18 protein-coding genes and 1 pseudogene are annotated in these 18,355 nt (G+C 72.0%); 6 read left to right on the plus strand and 13 right to left on the minus strand.

Features of this window, described 5'->3' with window-relative positions; genetic code table 11:
* Window positions 1–20: 20 nt before the first annotated feature.
* Window positions 21–194: pseudogene (locus tag ABZ470_RS16675) on the plus strand (alpha/beta fold hydrolase); the annotation flags it as partial.
* A gap of 144 nt (window positions 195–338) precedes the next feature.
* On the opposite strand, the gene ABZ470_RS16680 reads toward ABZ470_RS16675, so the two are convergent.
* Entirely contained in the window at window positions 339–2,138 is a 1,800-nt protein-coding gene (locus tag ABZ470_RS16680) for an alpha/beta fold hydrolase (RefSeq protein WP_362911916.1), read from the minus strand.
* Between the two features lie 120 nt (window positions 2,139–2,258).
* Here ABZ470_RS16680 and ABZ470_RS16685 point away from each other — a divergent pair, with 120 nt between their 5' ends.
* Window positions 2,259–2,816, plus strand: a complete 558-nt coding sequence (locus ABZ470_RS16685) for a helix-turn-helix domain-containing protein (protein ID WP_352013372.1) — start codon at window positions 2,259–2,261, stop codon at window positions 2,814–2,816.
* 406 nt (window positions 2,817–3,222) lie between these two features.
* Here ABZ470_RS16685 and ABZ470_RS16690 read toward each other — a convergent pair whose 3' ends face one another.
* The gene (locus ABZ470_RS16690) at window positions 3,223–3,813 is read right to left on the minus strand and encodes a hypothetical protein (RefSeq protein WP_362911917.1); all 591 of its coding nucleotides are present in this window, start codon (window positions 3,811–3,813) and stop codon (window positions 3,223–3,225) included.
* Between the two features lie 138 nt (window positions 3,814–3,951).
* Between ABZ470_RS16690 and ABZ470_RS16695 the strand changes: the two genes are divergently transcribed.
* Window positions 3,952–4,695 (plus strand): class I SAM-dependent methyltransferase, encoded by a 744-nt coding sequence (locus ABZ470_RS16695; RefSeq protein WP_362911918.1) that lies wholly within the window; start codon window positions 3,952–3,954, stop codon window positions 4,693–4,695.
* A 161-nt stretch (window positions 4,696–4,856) separates the two neighbouring features.
* On the opposite strand, the gene ABZ470_RS16700 is transcribed toward ABZ470_RS16695, so the two are convergent.
* The 5 genes from ABZ470_RS16700 to ABZ470_RS16720 all read right to left on the minus strand — a co-directional run bounded on the left by ABZ470_RS16700 (window position 4,857) and on the right by ABZ470_RS16720 (window position 9,665).
* Window positions 4,857–5,711, minus strand: a complete 855-nt coding sequence (locus tag ABZ470_RS16700; protein WP_362911919.1) for a serine protease — start codon at window positions 5,709–5,711, stop codon at window positions 4,857–4,859.
* Between the two features lie 32 nt (window positions 5,712–5,743).
* Complete coding sequence (locus ABZ470_RS16705; protein ID WP_362911921.1) at window positions 5,744–7,228, minus strand: alpha/beta fold hydrolase; 1,485 nt, start codon at window positions 7,226–7,228, stop codon at window positions 5,744–5,746.
* A gap of 191 nt (window positions 7,229–7,419) precedes the next feature.
* On the minus strand, window positions 7,420–7,632 hold the full coding sequence (locus tag ABZ470_RS16710) for a hypothetical protein (RefSeq protein WP_362911922.1): 213 nt from the start codon (window positions 7,630–7,632) through the stop codon (window positions 7,420–7,422).
* A 37-nt stretch (window positions 7,633–7,669) separates the two neighbouring features.
* The gene (locus ABZ470_RS16715) at window positions 7,670–9,259 is read right to left on the minus strand and encodes a multicopper oxidase family protein (protein WP_362911923.1); all 1,590 of its coding nucleotides are present in this window, start codon (window positions 9,257–9,259) and stop codon (window positions 7,670–7,672) included.
* The gene (locus ABZ470_RS16720) at window positions 9,252–9,665 is read right to left on the minus strand and encodes a hypothetical protein (RefSeq protein WP_362911924.1); all 414 of its coding nucleotides are present in this window, start codon (window positions 9,663–9,665) and stop codon (window positions 9,252–9,254) included. Before ABZ470_RS16720 ends, ABZ470_RS16715 begins: the two co-directional genes overlap by 8 nt.
* 107 nt (window positions 9,666–9,772) lie before the next feature.
* Here ABZ470_RS16720 and ABZ470_RS16725 point away from each other — a divergent pair, with 107 nt between their 5' ends.
* The gene (locus ABZ470_RS16725; RefSeq protein ID WP_362911925.1) at window positions 9,773–10,651 is read left to right on the plus strand and encodes a LysR substrate-binding domain-containing protein; all 879 of its coding nucleotides are present in this window, start codon (window positions 9,773–9,775) and stop codon (window positions 10,649–10,651) included.
* On the opposite strand, the gene ABZ470_RS16730 is transcribed toward ABZ470_RS16725, so the two are convergent.
* Window positions 10,626–11,249, minus strand: a complete 624-nt coding sequence (locus ABZ470_RS16730) for an SRPBCC family protein (protein ID WP_362911926.1) — start codon at window positions 11,247–11,249, stop codon at window positions 10,626–10,628. The two genes, ABZ470_RS16725 and ABZ470_RS16730, sit on opposite strands and share 26 nt — an antisense overlap.
* A 143-nt stretch (window positions 11,250–11,392) precedes the next feature.
* Between ABZ470_RS16730 and ABZ470_RS16735 the strand changes: the two genes are divergently transcribed.
* Entirely contained in the window at window positions 11,393–12,040 is a 648-nt protein-coding gene (locus ABZ470_RS16735) for a TetR/AcrR family transcriptional regulator (protein ID WP_362911927.1), read from the plus strand.
* On the opposite strand, the gene ABZ470_RS16740 is transcribed toward ABZ470_RS16735, so the two are convergent.
* Complete coding sequence (locus ABZ470_RS16740) at window positions 12,006–13,337, minus strand: MFS transporter (protein WP_362911928.1); 1,332 nt, start codon at window positions 13,335–13,337, stop codon at window positions 12,006–12,008. The two genes, ABZ470_RS16735 and ABZ470_RS16740, sit on opposite strands and share 35 nt — an antisense overlap.
* A gap of 57 nt (window positions 13,338–13,394) precedes the next feature.
* On the opposite strand from ABZ470_RS16740, the gene ABZ470_RS16745 reads away from it, so the two are divergent.
* Window positions 13,395–14,321 carry a LysR family transcriptional regulator gene (locus ABZ470_RS16745; protein ID WP_362911929.1) on the plus strand — a complete coding sequence of 309 codons (927 nt, stop codon included), beginning with the start codon at window positions 13,395–13,397 and terminating at the stop codon, window positions 14,319–14,321.
* Here ABZ470_RS16745 and ABZ470_RS16750 read toward each other — a convergent pair.
* From ABZ470_RS16750 to ABZ470_RS16765, 4 genes are all read right to left on the minus strand, one after another.
* Window positions 14,299–15,138 (minus strand): pentapeptide repeat-containing protein, encoded by an 840-nt coding sequence (locus ABZ470_RS16750; RefSeq protein ID WP_362911930.1) that lies wholly within the window; start codon window positions 15,136–15,138, stop codon window positions 14,299–14,301. The two genes, ABZ470_RS16745 and ABZ470_RS16750, sit on opposite strands and share 23 nt — an antisense overlap.
* Before the next feature lie 76 nt (window positions 15,139–15,214).
* Window positions 15,215–16,384: a serine hydrolase domain-containing protein gene (locus ABZ470_RS16755; protein ID WP_362911931.1), complete on the minus strand. Its 1,170-nt coding sequence runs from the start codon at window positions 16,382–16,384 to the stop codon at window positions 15,215–15,217.
* A 203-nt stretch (window positions 16,385–16,587) separates the two neighbouring features.
* A complete protein-coding gene (locus ABZ470_RS16760; protein WP_352013387.1) occupies window positions 16,588–16,974 on the minus strand; it encodes a hypothetical protein in 387 nt (128 codons plus the stop codon).
* A 143-nt stretch (window positions 16,975–17,117) separates the two neighbouring features.
* Window positions 17,118–18,317: an alpha/beta hydrolase gene (locus ABZ470_RS16765; protein ID WP_362911932.1), complete on the minus strand. Its 1,200-nt coding sequence runs from the start codon at window positions 18,315–18,317 to the stop codon at window positions 17,118–17,120.
* Between the last annotated feature and the right edge of the window lie 38 nt (window positions 18,318–18,355).

An 18,355-nucleotide genomic window follows, 5' to 3' on the forward strand; every position in this document is an offset into this window, starting at 1 on the left:
GCTACCCTGCCAGCTCGTTCGTGTTCCGCGAACTCATCCCGCTGCTGGCCGACCGTTACCATGTCATCGCGCCGGACCACCTCGGCCTCGGCCACTCGGTCTCCCCTTTCGCGGGGGAGTTCGCCTACACCTTCGACGCCCTCGCCGAACTCACCTCCGGACTGCTCGAACATCTGGGCCTTGACCGCTACGCCCTCTATGTCCAGGACGACGGCGCCCTCATCGGATGGCGTCTCGCGCTCCGGCACCCCGATATGCTGCCCGGCCCCCGTGGCCGTGGTCTTGGGCGGCGGCTTCGTGCGTTCTTGCACCTGTCGTGGAGTGGCAGGGTGAGGGGGTTACCGGGTGGGGATTCGCACGGTGAACGGTTCGTTGTCGAGTTCGCCGTGGACTTCGGTCTGGTTTTCTGCGCGGAAGGGCCGCCAGCTCAGCGACAGGCGGTTCCCGGACGCGGTGGTGAGGGCCGCGGTTGCGGTTTTCGGGTTGAGGCGGATGGTTCCGGAGACCTGGACGTCCTTGACGTACCGGACCTGGTGGAGGGTGGTCGGCCCGCCTTCGGTTCGCAGGATGCGGCCGCCGCGCAGGCCGGGTTCGGTTTGGGGCGCAGGGGTGAGGGAGGTCGGGTTGAGGGGTGCGATCGCGTCGGCGGCTGTCGCGAAGGCCGCTGCCACGGTCCGGCGTCGCCTGTCGCTCAGTTCGTGGCCGTACGGCATGGCCAGCTCGCGTGCCTGTGTGGGGAAGTCGCCGAGCAGCCGGTAGTTCTCCGCGGTGCAGTCAGGGTGCGCCGGCGTGGTGGGGTCGGCGATGAAGGAGCGTAGGACGCCCTGCAGGCATGCGCCGAGCGGGTTGGATCCGAACAGCTGGCCGTGGCCTCCGAAGGGCACGGTGTAGGCGTGTCCCCTGGGGTGGCGGGCGGCCACGGAGGTGGCGTCGAGCGGGGAGGTGTCGGAGTCGAACTGGCCGCTGATCGCCAGGACGGGGACGTTCGGCCGGTTGCCGGTGACCGGCGGGCTCTGGCGTGGGGTGGGCCAGTGGGCGCACTGTCGCGTCCAGTCGGCGACCGGTCCGGTGACTTCGGAGGGCCGGTAGGGCGCGTAGAGGTGGTGGCGTCGCGCGTAGGCGTTGAGTTGCCGGAGGCGTTCGGCGGTGGGGGCGTCGCGGTCGAAGGGAAATCCGGTGTCGCCGCAGTAGTAGGTGAACAGGGCCGGTGCGGGGGATCTGTCGGGCGGGGGCGGTGTGGCGCGGTTCATCAGGCGGCGCAGTGGGGCCGGGTCGTCTTTGAGGTAGGCGTTCGCCGCGGCCAGGGTGGATCTGGCGTCGGGGTTGGCGGCGGCGGTGAGCAGGTGGCCGGTCTGGCCGATGGGTAGCTTCGGGTCGGGCTGGGCGCGGAGTCGTTTCAGTAGTTCGTCCCACAGGGCGGCCGGGTCGGGGTTGTGCCTGGCGCAGGCGGGTGAGCGGCGGCACGCGTTTCGCAGGGCTTTGAGGCCCAGTTTCTGCTGGTTGCGGAAGCCCTGTTCGGCGTAGCCGTCCTCGCCGGTGCCGATGACGCTTTCGAGGAACATGGCGCGCAGGTGCTTGGGGAAGCGGGTGGCGTAGGCCTGTCCGAGCAGTGTGCCGTAGGAGGATCCGACGAAGGTGACGTCGCGGACGCCGAGTGCGGCTCTGACGGCGTCGAGGTCGGCGGCGGCCTGGCCGGAGGTGAAGAATCCGCCCCTGTCGCCGATCTGGTGCGCGCACGCTTCGATCGTGTTCGGCCGGGTGATGTCGAGCCCGCGGCATGACAGCGGCGAGGATTCGCCGAATCCGCGTGGTTCGACCATGAGGATGTCGACCCGGTCGGACAGCGGTCCGAGCAGTGTCTTGGCGAGCCCGGCGTAGGAGGGGTCGAGTGGTCCGGGGCCGCCGCCGTTGGCGATCGCGGTGGTCAGGGGTGGGCGGCTGCGGTCGCCGCGGGGGATCCACAGGTAGGCGACGGAGATCTTCTCCGCGCCGGGGTTCGACCAGTCGAGGGGGACGCGGAGTTCGCCGTGGCAGGGGGTTGTCGCTTCTGCGCATGAGCGGGTGTGCGCCGCGGGGGTGGGCAGCAGGGCGGTCAGGGTCGCTCCGGCCGCAAGGAGGGCCTTCCAGGCGAGGTTCATGAGTACACAATGACTGTGCACAATGGATTGTGCAAACGGGTTGTGCACTGTTGGGGACGTCCGGCCAGGTCAGGGCGGCGAAAGTTGCACAACGGATTGTGCACAGCTAGTTTGTCGACCATGGTTGGAGAGCCCGCGCGTCATGAGGTCACCGACCTGGAGGCTCTGACGTCGCTCACGCACCCCCGGCGGCGGCGCATCCTCGACCACCTCTACAAGCACGGGCCCGCGACGTCGGCCACGCTCGCCCGCGAGCTCGACCTCAACACCGGTGCCACCAGTTACCACCTGCGTGAGCTGGCCAAACACGGCTTCGTCGAGGAGGCGCCGGCAAGGGGGCACGGGCGGGAGCGGTGGTGGCGCTTCGTCATGGCCGACTTCCGGTTCCCCCGGCGCAGCCGGCAGGACGCCAAGACGCGTGCCGTGCTGGACGAGATGAACACGCGGGCGTTCGCCGCCGACATCCAGCAGTTCCAGCAGGCTCTGGCCGACACCTCAGGCCAGGATGGCTGGGACGACGCGTTCCCTTACTCGCGGGGGAGCATCCGCGTGTCGCTGGGCCGGCTGGAGGCGTTCTTCGAGGAGTACGTGGCGCTGCTGATGAAGTACTCGGGCGAGGAGCCGGACGAGGACGCCCGCACCGTCAACACCGTGTTCATGGCCTATCCCGACGTGTGAGCGGACGCCGGGCGCCGTGAGCCCCAGGCGAGCGGCCTTGGCAGGGATCCCGGCGCGATGCGCGAGCACCCCCGATCGGTGTTCGGTGACGGGCCAGGAGAGCCCGTACGGCGGTGCGGACCGGCTCGCCTGGGGACTCGGCAGCCGGTGGCGAGAGCGCGCCCGGCGCGCTCGTCTCCAAAGGCACGGCCTCGTCCTGGCCGACGCCGAGTGCGGCGGCACGGCATCGGCGGACGATGAGATCGCTCCGGCCGTGCGGGGCGCCGGTCGGCGTGCGCCGCAGGCGAGGGGTTTCCGGTGCTCCCAGGTGCGGCTCGAACGGGGCCGGCGGATCGCGCCGGTCGGCATCGTCGTCAGGACGGCGGCCAGCGCTTCCTCCAAGCCGGCCGGTGAGCCGGTCACCGCGTCAGGGGAGGCGGACGCCGGCGACGATCTTTTTGAGGTCGGGGACGAGCGGTGTGCTGGCCATCACGGTGATGACGGTTCCTTCTCGTTCGATCCAGCCGACGTACCGCCCGTCGCCGAGCGCGCCGTCGCCTTGCTTCGTCAGTGCTCGACGGCCGCCGATCGTCGTGGTCTTCGCGTCTTCGGTGAAGGTTCCGTAGGTCACGGGGAGGCGCTTCAGGTCGGTGAGTCTCCTGGCGTCCGGCCAGCAGAGCACGCGTACCCACAGGCTGCGCTGCTTGGGGTCGGCGTTGGCCCGGTTGTCTCCCCACTGGTAGCCGTATTCGGTGACGCCGTTGTGCCTGCCGGCCACCACTCCGCCGTAGGTGAAGCCTTTGGGGATGTAGCCGATGCGCACGCCCTTGATGGCTCCCGCGCCTCTGGCGGGTTTGTCGATCCTGGAGTCGTGGGAGCGTTTGATCTCCGCCTTGCTCGGGGTGGGGCAGGCGGTGGTGTTCCCCGCGGCGGCGTGGGCGGAGGGGCCGGTGAGCAGCGTCGCGGCGGAGGTCGCGGACAGGGCGGCGATCGTGAGTGCCTTCGTGATTGTGTTCACGTACGGATTGGATGCGGCGGGCGGGCCGGAGGTTCGCGGTCTTCTGAAGTGTTTCGAGTGCCGCCTCCGGCCGGTGTCCTCCGGGGTCGGGCCGGAAATGTGTGGTCTCGTCTGTGGGGGATGGGACAGATTGGTGCCATGGAACGTCAGCTCATCAGTCATCTCGCTCATCGTGACCACCCCATCGCCGCGCCGGTCTCCGGCGCGCAGGTGACCCGGCTGTTGCGCCGGGCCCGGTTGCCCGAGGGGGCGAGGATCCTGGACCTCGGCTGCGGCGAGGCGGCGTGGACGTTGCGTGCGCTCGCACTCTACGAGGACGCGACCGCCGACGGCGTCGACATCTCCGCCGACGCGCTCAAGGCGGCCGAGGGGCACGCCGAGGTCCAGGGCGTCTGGGAGCGTGTCCGGCTGCACGAGAGGCCGGCTGCGGATTTCCCGGTGGCCGAGCGCTACGACCTGGTGATCTGCGTCGGGGCGACGCACGCGTTCGGGGGTCTTGGCCCGGCCGTCGAACGTGTTCGGCGCTATCTGCGGCCGAACGGGCTGGCGCTCGTCGGTGAGGGGTTCTGGGAGTGCGCGCCGACGCCGGAGGCGCTCGCCCGGCTGGGTGCGGAGCCGTCGGAGTATTTCGACCTGCCGGGTACGGTCGCCGCCGCCGAGTCCGCTGGTTTCGACACGGTTTACGCGTACACCAGCGACCTGTCGGAATGGGATGACTACGAGTGGTCCTGGACGGGGACGTTGCTGCGCTGGGCCAATGAGAACCCCGGCCCGGACGCCGAAGCGGTCCGGGCGGCCGCCCTGGAGCATCGCGCCATGTGGCTGCACGGTTACCGGGGGGTTCTGGGCTTCGTCACTCTCCTGCTTCAGCGAACAGGCTGACCGCCGGGCCTGACCGGTTTCTTCCGGCGCCGCCGTCGTCGTCTCTGCGCGCTTCGGGTGCGCGGCCCTTGGCCGTCCGGCCGGCCAAGGGCCGCATCAGGGCCGCATCAGGGCCGCGCCAGGGCCACGTCGTGGGTCGCTCGTGGCCGCTCCGCGGCCCGTCAGGCGTCCGGAGCCGTGTGGGGATCCGCGGATCGCGTGCCCGGCCTGGGCAGCGTGCAGCCGGGGCGTTCCAGGTCGAGTTCGTTGCCCGCTGCCACGCAGGCGGCGAGCTGGTAGGTCTGGGTTCCGTAGGAGGCGCCCTTGCGCACGCTGACGGCGCCGTCGCGGTTCATCTCGCAGGGGTTGTCCAGCGTGCATCGGCGGCCGTCGCGGTTGCTGGTGTTGTTGATGCCGACGACCTTGCCGCTTCCGGCGTCGACGATCGGGGATCCGGAGGTGCCGGGGCCGGTGTCGCACCGCGGGGTGTAACGGATGACGTCCTTGGTCATGTAGCCCACCTCCAGCACCCGGTAGACCAGCGTGTCGATTTTGCACGAGAAGATCTTCTTCGTGCCTGCGGAGATCACCCGGATGTCCGTGCCCGGTGCGGGACGGTCCGTCGACATCGTGAGCGGCCGGAGGCGGTGGTCGCGTTCCAGTTGCCGGTAGGTGGTCTCCAGCCGGTACAGCGCGATGTCGGTGCCGGTCATGGTCACGTAGACGGCTCTGGCCGCGTGCAGGGTGACCGCCGGTTCGCCTTCGCGGCCGAGCAGGTCGATCAGGAGATGGGACGGCTGGTCCACCAGGGCCTCGTCCGGCACCGGCCACGCGCCCTCGTAGCAGTGCCCGTTGGTCAGGACGAGGGCTTTGTCGTCGGCCGTGGTGGCCGGGGCCCGTACCAGTGATCCCGAGCAGCCGCCTGCGACGGCGGTGCCGGTGAAGTCCGTGGCCGCCGCCTGGGCGGAGGGCGTCGGCAGGGTGAGGCTGAGGAGGATGGCGCTCAGTGTCGCGCCGATTCGCCGGAACGTGCGCATCGTGGGTCCGTTCGTGGGAGGGGTCGCGGTCGTCACGCGCCGGGACAGGTGCCCGTGGCGGTGCGGCCGGTGCGGAAGAAGTCGATCACCTTCGAGGCGCAGGGCAGCCGGCGCAGTGAGGCGTGCGCGCCGTCCTGGACGGTCAGCAGTGTCCCGCCGACGGCTTTCCACGCCTCAACCGCCCACGCGTACGGTGTGACGTCCTCGTCGAGGTGGCCGGACAGTTGCAGCGGGCTGGTTCCCCTGACGGGTTTCCACGGGCGTGCGGGCCATGGCCACTGCCCGCACCAGCCGCTGCGTTCGAAGTAGCCGCCGGTCGCGGGGAAGGTGGTCTTCCTGGCCTGCGCGGCCGCCCACATCTGTTCGAAGTCGCGGCCGCCGACGCCTTCGTTGCAGAAGATCGCCTGGTACTGGATGAGGTTCAGGCCCAGGGAGGTGTCGTCGAAGCCGAACGTCTTCGCGGGTCCCGGGCCGGGGGACGCGGACAGCGGGACGCCGCCTTCACGGACGGTGGCCAGGTCTCTGGCGGAGGAGACCCAGCTTCCCGGTCCTCCTCCGAGGAGTTGGCTGACCCATTCACCGTTGATCACGGTGTTTTCATCTATTTTGCGGGGTTTGCGGTGGAGTTTGTCACGCAGCGTGAATATGGTCTTGCGGACCATGGCGTCGGTCGTCCCGAAGTGGTACTCGGTGTCGTGCCGGGCCAGCCACGGGACGAACGCGGTGAAGCGTCTCTCGTTGAGCGCGTCCGCCGAGGCGTCCATGGCGGCCAGGTCGATGACGGGCGGCATCACCGAGTCCACCCACATCGCGTTCACCCTGTCGTCGAACAGTGACCGGTAGTTCAGGCCCACCGCGGTGCCGAAGGACACCCCGTAGAAGTTGATCTTCGATTCGCCGAGGGCCGCGCGGATCGCGTCGACGTCGCGCGCTATGTTCGTGGTGGTCAGCTGCCGGACGAAGCCGGGGTCCTTGGCGGCGCACCGCTTGTTGTACGCGGCGTCCTGGTCGAACGCGGCCCTCGCCTGCGCCTTGGGGGAGGTGGCGGACGTGGCGGACGGCGGGTCCCCCCAGTCACATTTGATCTTGTCGCTGTAGCCGACGCCTCTGGGGTCGAACCCGATCAGGTCGTGGTCGGCGGCCAGCGTGCCGAGCCCGCCGGCGGCGTACGTCGCCGGCGCGTCGATGTTGGTGACGCCGGGGCCGCCGGGACTGATGACCAGCACACCGCGGCGCCTGCCCGGGTCGGTGGCCTTGATCCTGCTCACGGCGATCTTTATCTTCCGGCCCTGCGGGTTGGCGTAGTCCATGGGAACCGTCAGCGTGGAGCATTCGGTCCTGGTGTCGCCGGCGACGGGCCAGTTCTTGGCCGCCTGGGCGCATTTCCGCCAGGTCAGAGGTCCTTCGGCGGCGTGGGCGCCGGCCGCGCCGGCGGTTGCGAGGCTCGCCAGGCCGGTCAGGCACGCGATCGCCACGGGTGTCAGGCGTTTGCCCGGTAGTGCACGGATGCTGAACACGGTCGAACCTTTCGACGGTCCTGCCCGCGCCTCCGAACGCGCGGGGCACGCCTTCGGGCGCACGCCGCCCACCCTGGGGGGCGAAGATCTCCACGCCGCAGCGGCCTCGTATCGGTGACCGCGCGGCCGTGTATCGGCCGTGTATCCGCGCAGGGCGTCGTCCCCCGCGGTGAGCCGGTGAGGCTCGATTCCTAGGGGAGAGTCACCTGGTGGAGGACGTGGTCGCCGGCGGCGGCCCGGCGGCGCGGCAGCCGTACGGACAGGCCCTCCCCGAGGCGGTAGACGACGTTGTCCCAGCCGTTGGCGACGAGGGTCAGCGGGCCCTCCAGGTCCGGGTGCTGCAGGCGGATCAGGCGGCGGACCAGGTCGTCGTCGACGTCGGTCTCGGCCGCGGGGGTGTTCACCTCGCAACGATAGTCACGCCCGCGGCCTGCGCGCGGGTCAGACGATTTCGAGGTTGGCCATCATCGCCATGTCCTCGTGTTCGGCGTTGTGGCAGTGGAAGAGGTAGCGGCCCCGGTAGCCGTCGAAGCGGGTGATGATCTCCACCGCCTCGCCGGGGCGCAGGGAGACGGTGTCCTTGAGGCCCGCGTCGTGGGGCAGCGGCGGGCGGCCGTTGCGTGAGAGCACCCGGAAGCCGACCAGGTGGAGGTGGACGGGGTGGTGGACATCGGCGATCAGCCGCCAGATCTCGACGTCGCCGAGGCGGACGGTGACGTCGGAGCGGGCGGGGTCGAAGGGGAGGCCGCCGATGAGCCACCCGTGCCCGCCGTGCGTCCGCCCGGCGCGGAAGGAGAACTCGCGGGTCACGGCGGCGTCCGAGGGGCGCCAGGACGGCAGGTCGGTGGACAGGACCGGGGGGAGGCGGCTGTCGTCGGTCGTGGCGCGGGTGATGTGGAAGGCCATGACGTCGCGGGTGCGGCCGGTGCCGAGGCGGTTGAGAAGTCTGACGCGGCTGCCGACCGGCAGGCCGGTGAAGTCGACGACGACGTCGTAGCGTTCGGCCGGGGCGACGGGAAGGGCGTGATGGGTGACGGGGGCGGCGAGCAGTCCCTGGTCGGCGCCGATCTGGACGAGGGGGAGGCGGCGCCCGGTGTCGGTGACGGCTTCGAGTTCGTAGTGGCGGGCGTTGGAGGCGTTCAGGACGCGCAGGCGGTGGCGGGCGGTGTCGGTTTCGTGGACGGGCCAGGGGGCGCCGTTGACAAGGATGACGTCGCCGAGGACTCCGGCGAGATAGGGGTCCCGTACGCCGGGCCGCAGGCGGAGGGTGGGATCGAGGGAGGGGTAGGTGAGGGTGCCGTCGGCGGAGAAGGCGCGGTCGGTGATCATGAGGGGGAGTTCGCGGGCTCCGGAGGGCAGGCCGAGGTCGTCCTCGGCGTCGTCGCGGATGATGTGCAGCCCGGCGAGGCCGCGCCAGATGGCCGGGGCGGTGAAGTCCATGCGGTGGTCGTGGTACCACAGGAGGGCGGGGCGCTGGTCGAGGGGGAAGGTGTAGTCCCGGCTCAGCCTGGTGACGGCCGCCCGCGGGTCGTGCATGGTGTGGGCGCCCGCGTCGTGCGCGGCGTGCGTGGTCTGCGGCCAGTGCGCCGGCAGGACGAGGTCGGTGGGGTATCCGTCGGACTCCGGGGCGGTCCGCCCGCCGTGGAGGTGGACGACGGTCGGTACGGGCAGGGCGTTGTGGTGGGTCACGGTGACGGGGCGGCCGCGGCGTGACTCGATGGTGGGGCCGGGGAAGGTGCCCTCGTAGGTCCACAGCGGGGTCCTGACGCCGGGGAGGATCTCCGCGGTCGTCTCGCGCTGGGTGATCTCGTAATGGTCGGTGCCGCCGGAGGCGCCTGCCGGGGCCAGCGTGGCGGGGACGGGCAGGGGCACCCGGAAGGGCGGCGGCAGCGGCAGGGCGCTGCGCAGTTCGGTGCCGGTGACGGCGGGGCGGCGGGCGAGGGCGGCCGAGGTCGCCAGTCCGGCGGCGGCGGCGAGGCCGAGGGTCCCGCCGATGCCCAGGAGCCGCCGCCGGGTGATGTCGTCAGGCATGGCGGACGGTCCGTGGCCGGGGGCCGGTGAGGGGGCGCAGCCACAGGGCGACGAACAGGACGGTGAGCGCGGTGACGGTGATGACCCCCAGGGGGATGTGGAGCCACAGCGCGCCGTCGAGCCCGGCGAGGTACTGGACGGTTTCGGCGGCGACCACCGCCGTGGTGGCGAGGAAGGGCCAGGCCCGGCGCAGCCGTATCCAGGCCGTGAGCGCGGCGATCATCTGCAGGTAGCCGATGGAGGTGACGACGTCGGCGCCGATGGCGTGCAGGTGGAGGCTGTCGTAGTCGCCGGTGAGGTAGGTTCCGGCGAACACCGGCTGGCCGATGATCGCCACGGTGTGCGCGCCGGCGAGGACGCGCAGTGCCCACCCCGTGGGGGTCGTCCGAGGCACGGTTTCGGTCATGGGGTTTTTCTCGTTCTGTTCGCGGGGGTCTTGGCGCCCCCGAAACTATGGGCTGCGGGTTATCCTGTCCAAGATCAATATTGCTATGGTGTTATGCCTTGGGGGGCATGATGGAGCTGAACGCGCTCAGGCAGTTCCTGGTGGTGGCGCGGCTTGAGCACCTGAGCCGGGCGGCGGAGGAGCTCCGCGTCGCCCAGCCGTCGCTGAGCCGGACGATCGCCCGGCTGGAGGGAGAGCTGGGCGCGTCGTTGTTCGATCGCAGCGGCAGGCTCCGGCTGAACGACGCGGGCAGGCTTTTCCGCGGGTACGCCGAGCGGTGCCTGGGCGAGCTGGAGGCGGGCAGGCGGGCGGTGGCCGAGGCGGCCGGTGAGGGTCTGGGCGCCGTACGGCTGGCGTCGGAGACGTTCCTGACCCTCACCGGTCCGCTGGCGGCCTACAAGCGGGCCCATCCTCGCGTCGAGACCGAGCTTCGCTGGATGCCGGCCGAGGACATGGGGCGCCATCTGCGGGCCCGGGAGGTCGACCTGTGTGTGGCCTCGCAGCCGATCCACGCCGACGGGCTGGAGTCGGCCCGTCTGCTGGAGGAGGAGGTCGGGCTGGCGGTGCCGTCCGGCCATCGGCTGGCGGGGCGCGCCTCGGTCGGGATCGAGGAGCTCGCCGGGGAGTCCTTCGTGGCCGCCCGCGGTGGGCACTGGCAGCGGCGGCTGCTGGAGCGGCTCTTCGCGGCCAGGGGGCTCACGCCGAGGGTGGCCTGTGAGGCGGACGAGTCCGGCGCGATCGCGGATCTGATCGGCGCGGGGCTCGGCGTGGGGCTCGTCCCGGCTTTCGCGCGGAGGGCCGTGTGGAGTGTGCCGCTGGTGTGGATCGCGGTCGACAGCCCCGACTGCCGCCGCACGCTCACGTTGTTCTGGGCGGCCGACGGTCATCTGTCGGGCGCGGCGCGCCTGATGCGTTCGGCGATCACCGGATGGGACTGGGCGGGGTGACCCGGTGCCTCTCCGCGGTGGTCTTCAGGTCGCGCAGCCAGGCTTGCAGGCCCGCGCCGAGGATCGCGGTCGAGGTGGGGACGTCGGCTTCGACCTGGGGGCCGGTCCAGGTCTCCTCGGTGTGGACGCGGACGCCTCCCTTGACCCTGGTGAAGGTCCACAGGTGGGTGCCGCGGTCGATGCGCACGCCGTCGCCGACGGCGGGCCCGCTCCACAGGATGCAGGTGTCGCGCTGGATCCGCCGGACGGTGGAGGTGATGCGCAGGACGGTGGCCGGGGTCGAGGCGGTGGCGGGGGCCGGGGTGGTCCACCGGAAACGCGAGCCCGCGCGCAGGGGGCCGGGGTCGAGGCGTTCGGCGGTGAGGACGGGGGCCTGCCAGCCGGGCCAGCGCTCCACGTCGGCCTGGAGGGCGAAGACCCTGCTCAGGGGTGCCTTGATGAGGATGTCGGCCTGGTGGCGGATGCGGGCGGCGGGGTCGAGGCCCTCTCCCCGGCAGTGGGGGGCGGGGCCTGGCTGGGCGGCCACGGCGGGGGCGCCGCCCGCCAGCAGGAAGGTGACGGTGAGCGGGACGGCGAGGACGGCGAGAGCGCGGGACACGGGTTCCTCCGAACCGGATAGAGGTACGTGCTTTCGTTAGAAGTTATAACCAAGCCGCGAGGAGGGTGTCAACGGGATTCGTGATAAGTTCTAACTATCCCTTGATGGTGTAGCCCTGTCGGTGGGGCGGAAAGGCGGAGGCCTTGGCGGAGACGGACGCGAAGAGCCCCAGGGAGCGCTACCGCGCCCAGGTGCGCGCGGAGATCAAGGAGTGCGCGTGGGAGCAGATCGCCACGGCGGGGGCCTCCGCGCTCTCGCTCAACGCCATCGCCAAACGGATGGGCATGAGCGGGCCCGCCCTCTACCGCTACTACGCCGGCCGTGACGAGCTGATCACCGAGCTCGTCGGCGACGCCTACCGGAGCCTGGCCGACACCCTGCGCCCGCTCTCCGAGGCGGGGGCCGGGCTGGAGGCGCTGGCGCACGCCGTCCGCGGCTGGGCGCTCGCCGACCCCCAGCGTTACCTGCTCATCTACGGCACCCCCGTGCCCGGCTACCACGCGCCCGGCGACATCACGGTCATCTCATCGCAGATCATGGGAATGCTGCTCGACGCCTGCGCGGAGTCCGTGCCGGACGGCCCGGCGGCGCCGTTGGAGGAGCACCTGGCCGGCCACCGCGGATGGGCCGGTGCTCACCCCGCCCCGCCCGCCGTCCTGCACCGGGCCTTGGTCCTGTGGACCCGGCTGCACGGCGTCCTGTCCCTGGAACTGGCCGGGCACTTCGCGGGGATGGGGTTCGATCCCGGCCTGCTCTTCACCGCCGAAGTGGACCACCTGCTGGGGCGCTGAGCGCGCGCGTGCCCGCCCTGAGCCAGCCCACCACGGGCGCCGCGCCCGCCGCGACGCACAGTGCCACGGTCACCAGGCCCGCCCGCAGGCCCGAGGTGGCCAGCGCGGTGCCCATGACCGCCACGCCCACGGCGCTGCCGAGTTCACGCGCCGCGCTGTTGAGCCCGGAGCCGAGCCCGGCCCGCCCCGCGGGCAGCCCGGCCATGATCTGGGTGGACAGCGCGGGCAGGGCCAGCCCCATGCCCGCGCCCACCAGGACCAGCCCGGCGGCGTAGAGGGGGTAGGGCAGGGTCGTCGCCCAGGCCAGCCACCCCAGCCCGGCCACCACGGACGCCAGGCCGCCGGCCACGGCGGGCAGCGTCGGCGCCCGCCGCCCGGACAGCGCGACCATGGGGATCACGAGGGGCAGGATGGCCAGGCCCGTCACCATCGGTGACAGGCCGCGCTCCTCCTGCAGGAAGCGGGCGTTGACGAAGAACAGGGCGAAGAGCCCGAAGAACAGCACACTCACGCCGAGGGCCCCGGCCCGCAGCTCGCGCCGGGCGAAGAGCCGGGGGTCCAGCAGCGGGCGGGGGATCCGCAGCTGGTGCAGGACGAATCCCGTGAGCACGACGGCGGCGGTCGCGAAGGCGCCCAGGACGACGGCGGACGTCCAGCCCGCCTCCGGGCCCTCGATGATGGCGAAGACCAGGGCCAGGCAGCCCAGGACGAGCAGGCCGGTGCCCACCGGGTCGACGGCGGCCGCACGGCGGGGCTGACGCGGGACGAGCAGGCCGGTGACCCCGGCCAGCAGCAGCGCGAGCAGGGCGGGGACGGCGAAGAGAGCCTGCCAGGGCAGGTATTGGATGATCAGCCCGCCACCGACGTTGCCGACGACCCCGGCGGCGCCGCTCGCGGCGCTCCAGAGGCCGACGGCGTGGGCCCGCCGCTGCGGCGGGTGGGAGGCCACGGTGATGGACAACGAGGCGGGCATGATCATGGCGGCGCCCGCTCCGCTGAGCGCGCGGGCGGCGATCAGGGCACCGGTGTGCGGGGCGAGGGCGGCGGCGAGGCTCCCGGCGGCGAAGACGGCCAGGCCCGTCAGCAGCACGCCCTTGCCGCCGAGACGGTCCCCGGCCGCCCCCATCGGGATCAGTAAGCAGGCGAAGACCAGGACGTAGGCGTCGACGATCCAGACGAGCTGACTCTCGGTGGGGTGCAGGGCACCGGTCAGGGCGGGCAGGGCGAGATTCACCGCGGCGACGAGGGAGACCACGAGGACCGACGCGGCGCACATCACGATGGAGGTTCGATTCACGAGGCCACGGTAAAAAGACCCATACCTAACCTCAAATGCATATTTATCATGAGATATATGCGCCAAACGCAACCAAGTCTGGACCTTCTCATCGCCCTGGACGCCCTGCTTGAGGAGTGCAGCGTCTCCGGGGCCGCCCTGCGGCTGGGACTGTCCGAACCGGCCATGAGCCGCACCCTGGGCCGGATCCGCCAGGCGATGGGCGACCCCGTCCTGGTCAGGTCCGGTCAGCGGATGGTTCCCACACCGCGCGCGCTGGCCGTGCGGGCCGAGGTGCGCGGCCTCGTCGAGGGGGCGCGGCGGGTGTTCACACCCGCCGTCTTCGAACCGGCCACCCTCAGGCGCGACTTCGTCGTCCTGCTGTCGGACGCGGTGGCCACCACCGTCTGCGCCCCCCTGCTGGCCTGCGTCGGCGCCGCCGCGCCGGGGATCCGGCTGCGGTTCGTCCCGGAGGGGCACGGCGACCAGCGGGCGCTGCGCGAGGGGACGGCCGACCTGGAGATCGCGGTGATCTCCGACCCCTCACCGGAGACGCGTGTCGAGCCGCTGGTCGACGACCACGGGGTGGGCGTCGTACGGCCGGGCCACCGGCTGCTCGGCTCCCCGGTGACCCCGGAGCGCTTCGCCGCCGCCGAGCACGTCGTCTCCTCCCGCCGGGGCCGTACGGCGGGGCCCGTCGACACGGCGCTGGCCGAGCGGGGGCTGCGGCGGCGGATCGTCGGGTCGGTGCCGACGTTCACCGCCGTCCTGCTGGCCGTACGCGGGTCCGACCTGGTCGGCATGGCGCCCGCCCGCATGTCGGCGCCCATGATCGACGCCCTGGGGCTGGTCACCTTCCCGATCCCGCTCGACCTGCCGGAGATGGCCGTCTCACAGGCCTGGCACCGGCGTCACGACGCCGATCCGGCGCACGCCTGGCTGCGCGGGCAGGTACGGGCGCTGTTCCCCCGGGGGGAGGTCCTCACCAGTGGGCGGGACGGGTGAGGGAGGCGGGGACGCCGGTGGCCGCGTCGCCCTTGGCGGCGTCGAGCTGGGCCTGGGTGAGGAAGATGCTCCCGGCGAGGTCGGCGCCGCGCAGGTCGGCGCCGCGAGTGTCGGCCCCGGTGAGGTCGGCCATGGTCAGGTTCGCGCCGCGCAGGTCGGCGCCGATGAGGTAGGCGCCGCGCAGGTTGGCGCCCCTGAGGTCGGCCCCTTTGAGTTTCGCGCCGATGAGGTCGGCGCCCCTGCGGTCCCTGCGGGGGCCGGGGACGTTCGCGCGGGCGAGCTCACTGGCCCGCTGCAGGAGGGGGTTGACCTGCGTGCGCCGCGCCATGACGTCGGTCCGCGCGAGGACCTCCGGAGACTCCCGGGTGAGCGCTTCGAGGGCGGCCCGCGCCTCGGTGAGCGCGTCGCGGACGGGGGCGGTGCCGGGGAGCGCGAGGGCCTGCGTCAGGTACCACAGCAGTTCGTGCAGGTCACGCATGACGGGGAAGACCTCGAACATCCGCCTGGCCGTACCGGGGGAGGAACGCCAGTCACGCCCGCCGAAGGTCACCTGGGAGACCCGCTGCCCGGCGCCGAAGCAGTCGTAGACCGTGCAGCCCGCGAAACCCCGCCGGCGCAGGGAGGAGTGGATGCCGCAGCGGAAGTCGGCGCCGAGGTTGGGGCAGGGCTGGTGCGCGGGCTTGTCGATGGCGAAGTCGGAGGAGGCGGAGAAGGCCGGGACGGTGCAGCACAGGGCGAAACAGCTCGCGCAGTCGGCGCGCAGATCACGCGGGTCGGTCGGGGTCGTAGGGCTGGGATGAGCGTGGTCGCCGGACAACGTGCTGTGTTCTCCCCTGTGAGATGTCGCCTCAGGGCACCTTAGCCGACCCGGCGAAGGGCCCGGGCCGGGCCGCTCAACGACCGGCGGGATCGGCGGGGGAGTTCGCGGCGGCGTGCAGGGCGTCGAGCAGCCGCAGCGGACGCCGGTCGGGGCTGGGCGCCGACCGGAGCTGGTTGGTGGCGTAGGAGAACCCGACGCGTTCGGCCGGCCAGGCGGCGTGGCGCGAGCCCCCCATGCCGGCGTGCCCGAAGGCGTCCGGTGCCGGGCCGAAGATCGCCGCTGCGGTCTGCAGCTCGAAGCCGGTCCCGTAGGCCATGGGGCTGTTCCAGAGGGGCTCGATGCCGTGCCTGAGCAGCCTGCGGCCGTTTTTGAGGGTGGTCTCCTTCAGGACGCGGATGCCGTCCAGTTCGCCGCCGCGCGCCATACAGGCGTAGAAGCGGGCGAGGGAACGGGCGGTGCCGTGGGCGCCCGCCCCGGGCAGCTCGGCGGCCCGGAAGCCGGCACTGTTCCACAGGGCGGGGGCGTCGGGAACGGAGATGGGGTTGCGGGCCAGGTCGCGCAGCGGGTCTCCGGTCGGGGGCGCGTCGGGGTCGGCGAAGACGAAGCCGGGGGCGACGTGCGTGGTGGCCACCCGGTGGTGGTGCTCGCGGGGCACGCCGATCCAGACGTCGAGGTCCAGGGGGCGGGCGAACTCCTCGGCGAAGAAGGTGCCCGCGCTGCGGCCGTCGACGCGGCGGATGAGCTCGGCGGCGAGCCAGCCGTAGGTCAGGGGGTGGTAGACGAAGGCGGCACGGGGGTCGGTGAGCGGCTCCTGGGCGGCCAGCAGGGAGGCCATGAAGACCGGGTCCAGGAACTGGCCGGTGGTGAAGCTCTCCCGGACGCCGGGGAGCCTGGCCTGGTGCGACATGATCTGGGTGACCGTGATGGCGGCCTTGCCCGCGGCGGCGAACTCGGGCCAGTAGCGGGCGGCGGGGGCGTCGAGGTCGAGCCGCCCGCGCTCGGCCAGCAGGAGCACGCAGGCGGCGATGAGCCCCTTGGCTCCGGAGAACACCAGCTGCAGGGTGTCGCGCCGCCAGGGGGCGCCGCTGTCCGGGTCGGCGCTGCCGCCCCACAGGTCGGCGACGAGCCGCCCGTCGTGGTAGGCGGCGAACGCGGCGCCCACCTCGGCGGAACCGGTGAAGTTACGGGTGAAGGCCTCGGCGACGCCTTCGTAGCCGGGGGCCGTGAAGCCGTTGACGTTCATGGGTGCGCTCGCTTTCCCGGGCATGTGCCGGTGGAGTCTCTCGCCCAGGCGGCACGCATAGATTGCGGTGATCAGTGCATTTCGCCCGTTATGTTATTAGATCGGTTGATCTCGCCCCGCTCGACGGAGACGCTGACCGCCGACCGGCCAGGTTGCGCCCCCGGGGCTCGGCCATGTGATCCGAGCCCCGGACGGCTTGTGGCTCAGCAGAGGACGTTGACGCCCGTGACGAGGTTGCCGGGGTCCAGTGGCCGGCTGGACCAGGGCTGCACGCGGTCCCATCTCTGGTCCGCGTAGATGACGTCGAAACCGTTTCCGTGGGCGCTGCCCCGCCTGTAGTGGTCATTGATCGTGTGATAGCCGCAGCCGTCCACGTTCCACCACGACCCGCCCGCGCCCTGGCGTCCGCCCGAGAGCTCGATGCACGCTCGTCCCGCGTCGCATCCGCGTGCCCAGTACCCGCCGCCGACGGCGGCCTGAGTGTGGGGGGCGGGGGCGGCCAGGGCCGGGGTGGTCAGGGCGGCCAGGGTCAGGCCGCCGGTGCTGACGACGGTGACCGTGAAGGTGACGATCCTGCTGCCGATGCGCATGTGAACCGCTTTCCTTGAGATGTTCCCGGTGGGGCTGGTGTTGCCGCTTGGGATCCTGCAGTAAACGGCTGTTCGCCGTCTGTATCCGACCGGCTACTTTCGGCTATCGGCCCGTCCGGTGTGGTCTCGGGGCACCGGGCCGTCTACCAGATCCTCACCTCGGGAAAATCTCCCGACGGCCTGTCCAGCAAGGGCTGGCGCCTGCCCTTGAGGTGCAGGTCGAGGAAGGCGGTGACGTACCTCCGGGTGATCGTGACGGCGCGTTCGCCGTCGAGGGCGGCCCCGGGCAGCCCGAGCTGCGGCTGGAGCACCGCGTAGTCGGCGAAGCTCATGTGCTCGGCGCCGGTCACGGTCAGCCAGCGCTTCCAGCCGCCGGTCACGTGCGGCCAGAACTCCTCCCATGAGGAGTCCCGGCCGCCCGCTCGCGGCTGGTGCCTCGGGTTGCCGACCATCATGAAGGGCTTGTCCAGCGGCCGGGCCGGCGTCCTGGGGTTGTAGGTGCCGTCGAGGTTGACCGCGGCCTTGATCCGCCTGGAGACGGCAAGCAGGTGGGCGGCGCTCTGGCCGCCGGCCGAGTGCCCCACCATCGCGATGTTCCGCTCGTCGATCAGCCGGTTCCAGCGTTTGCTCCTGCTCAGCCGGTCCAGGACGAACTCGGTGTCGGCGGCCCTGACCCGGGCCACCTTGGCGCCGGTCTCGGCGGTCTGCCCGGCCTTGCCGGCCTCGAAGGTGACGGTCCGCCCGTCGGGGAACGTGGTGGCCACCGACTCGTAGGTGTGCTCGATCCCGGCCACCAGGTAGCCACGGCTGGCGAACTCCTCTGCCAGCGACGTCATCGTCGCGCGGGGCAGCGACATGCCGGGCGACAGGACCACCAGAGGCCATCCGCTCTTGCGTCTCAGCGCCGGGGCGTCGGCGCGGGCGTGTGTGGTGGTCCTGGCGAGGGTGTCGGCCGGTACGCCGTCGAGCTGCGGCACCGCCCTGATGATCAGTTCCGATTCCCGCGGCGTGACGTAGGGGGCGAGCCTGCCGCCGCCCCTGCGCGCCGGGTACCAGACGGAGACCATCAGTTCGCGTACGTCCCGGCCGGTGACCCAGGGGTCGGGGCGGCTGGAGTCGATCAGGTGCAGGTTCGTCTCGCCCACCGGATAGGCGCCGGTCGGCGCCGGGAGAGCGGGCACCGGGGAGGCGGGCACCGGGGAGGCGGGCACCGGGGAGGCGGGCACCGGGGAGGCGGCCGAGGGCGGGGCCGTCACGGGCGTGGGAGCCCCGGCCGGGGGCGCGCTCAGGGGCGCCGGTGAAACGGAGAACGCGAGCACGCTCGCGGCCAGCATCTTCTTCATGCGGTCAACCGTGCCGCGCGGCCCCGCCGTACGGTCCC

The sequence above is a fragment of the Streptosporangium sp. NPDC020072 genome, assembly GCF_040631445.1.
Lineage (GTDB): Bacteria > Actinomycetota > Actinomycetes > Streptosporangiales > Streptosporangiaceae > Streptosporangium.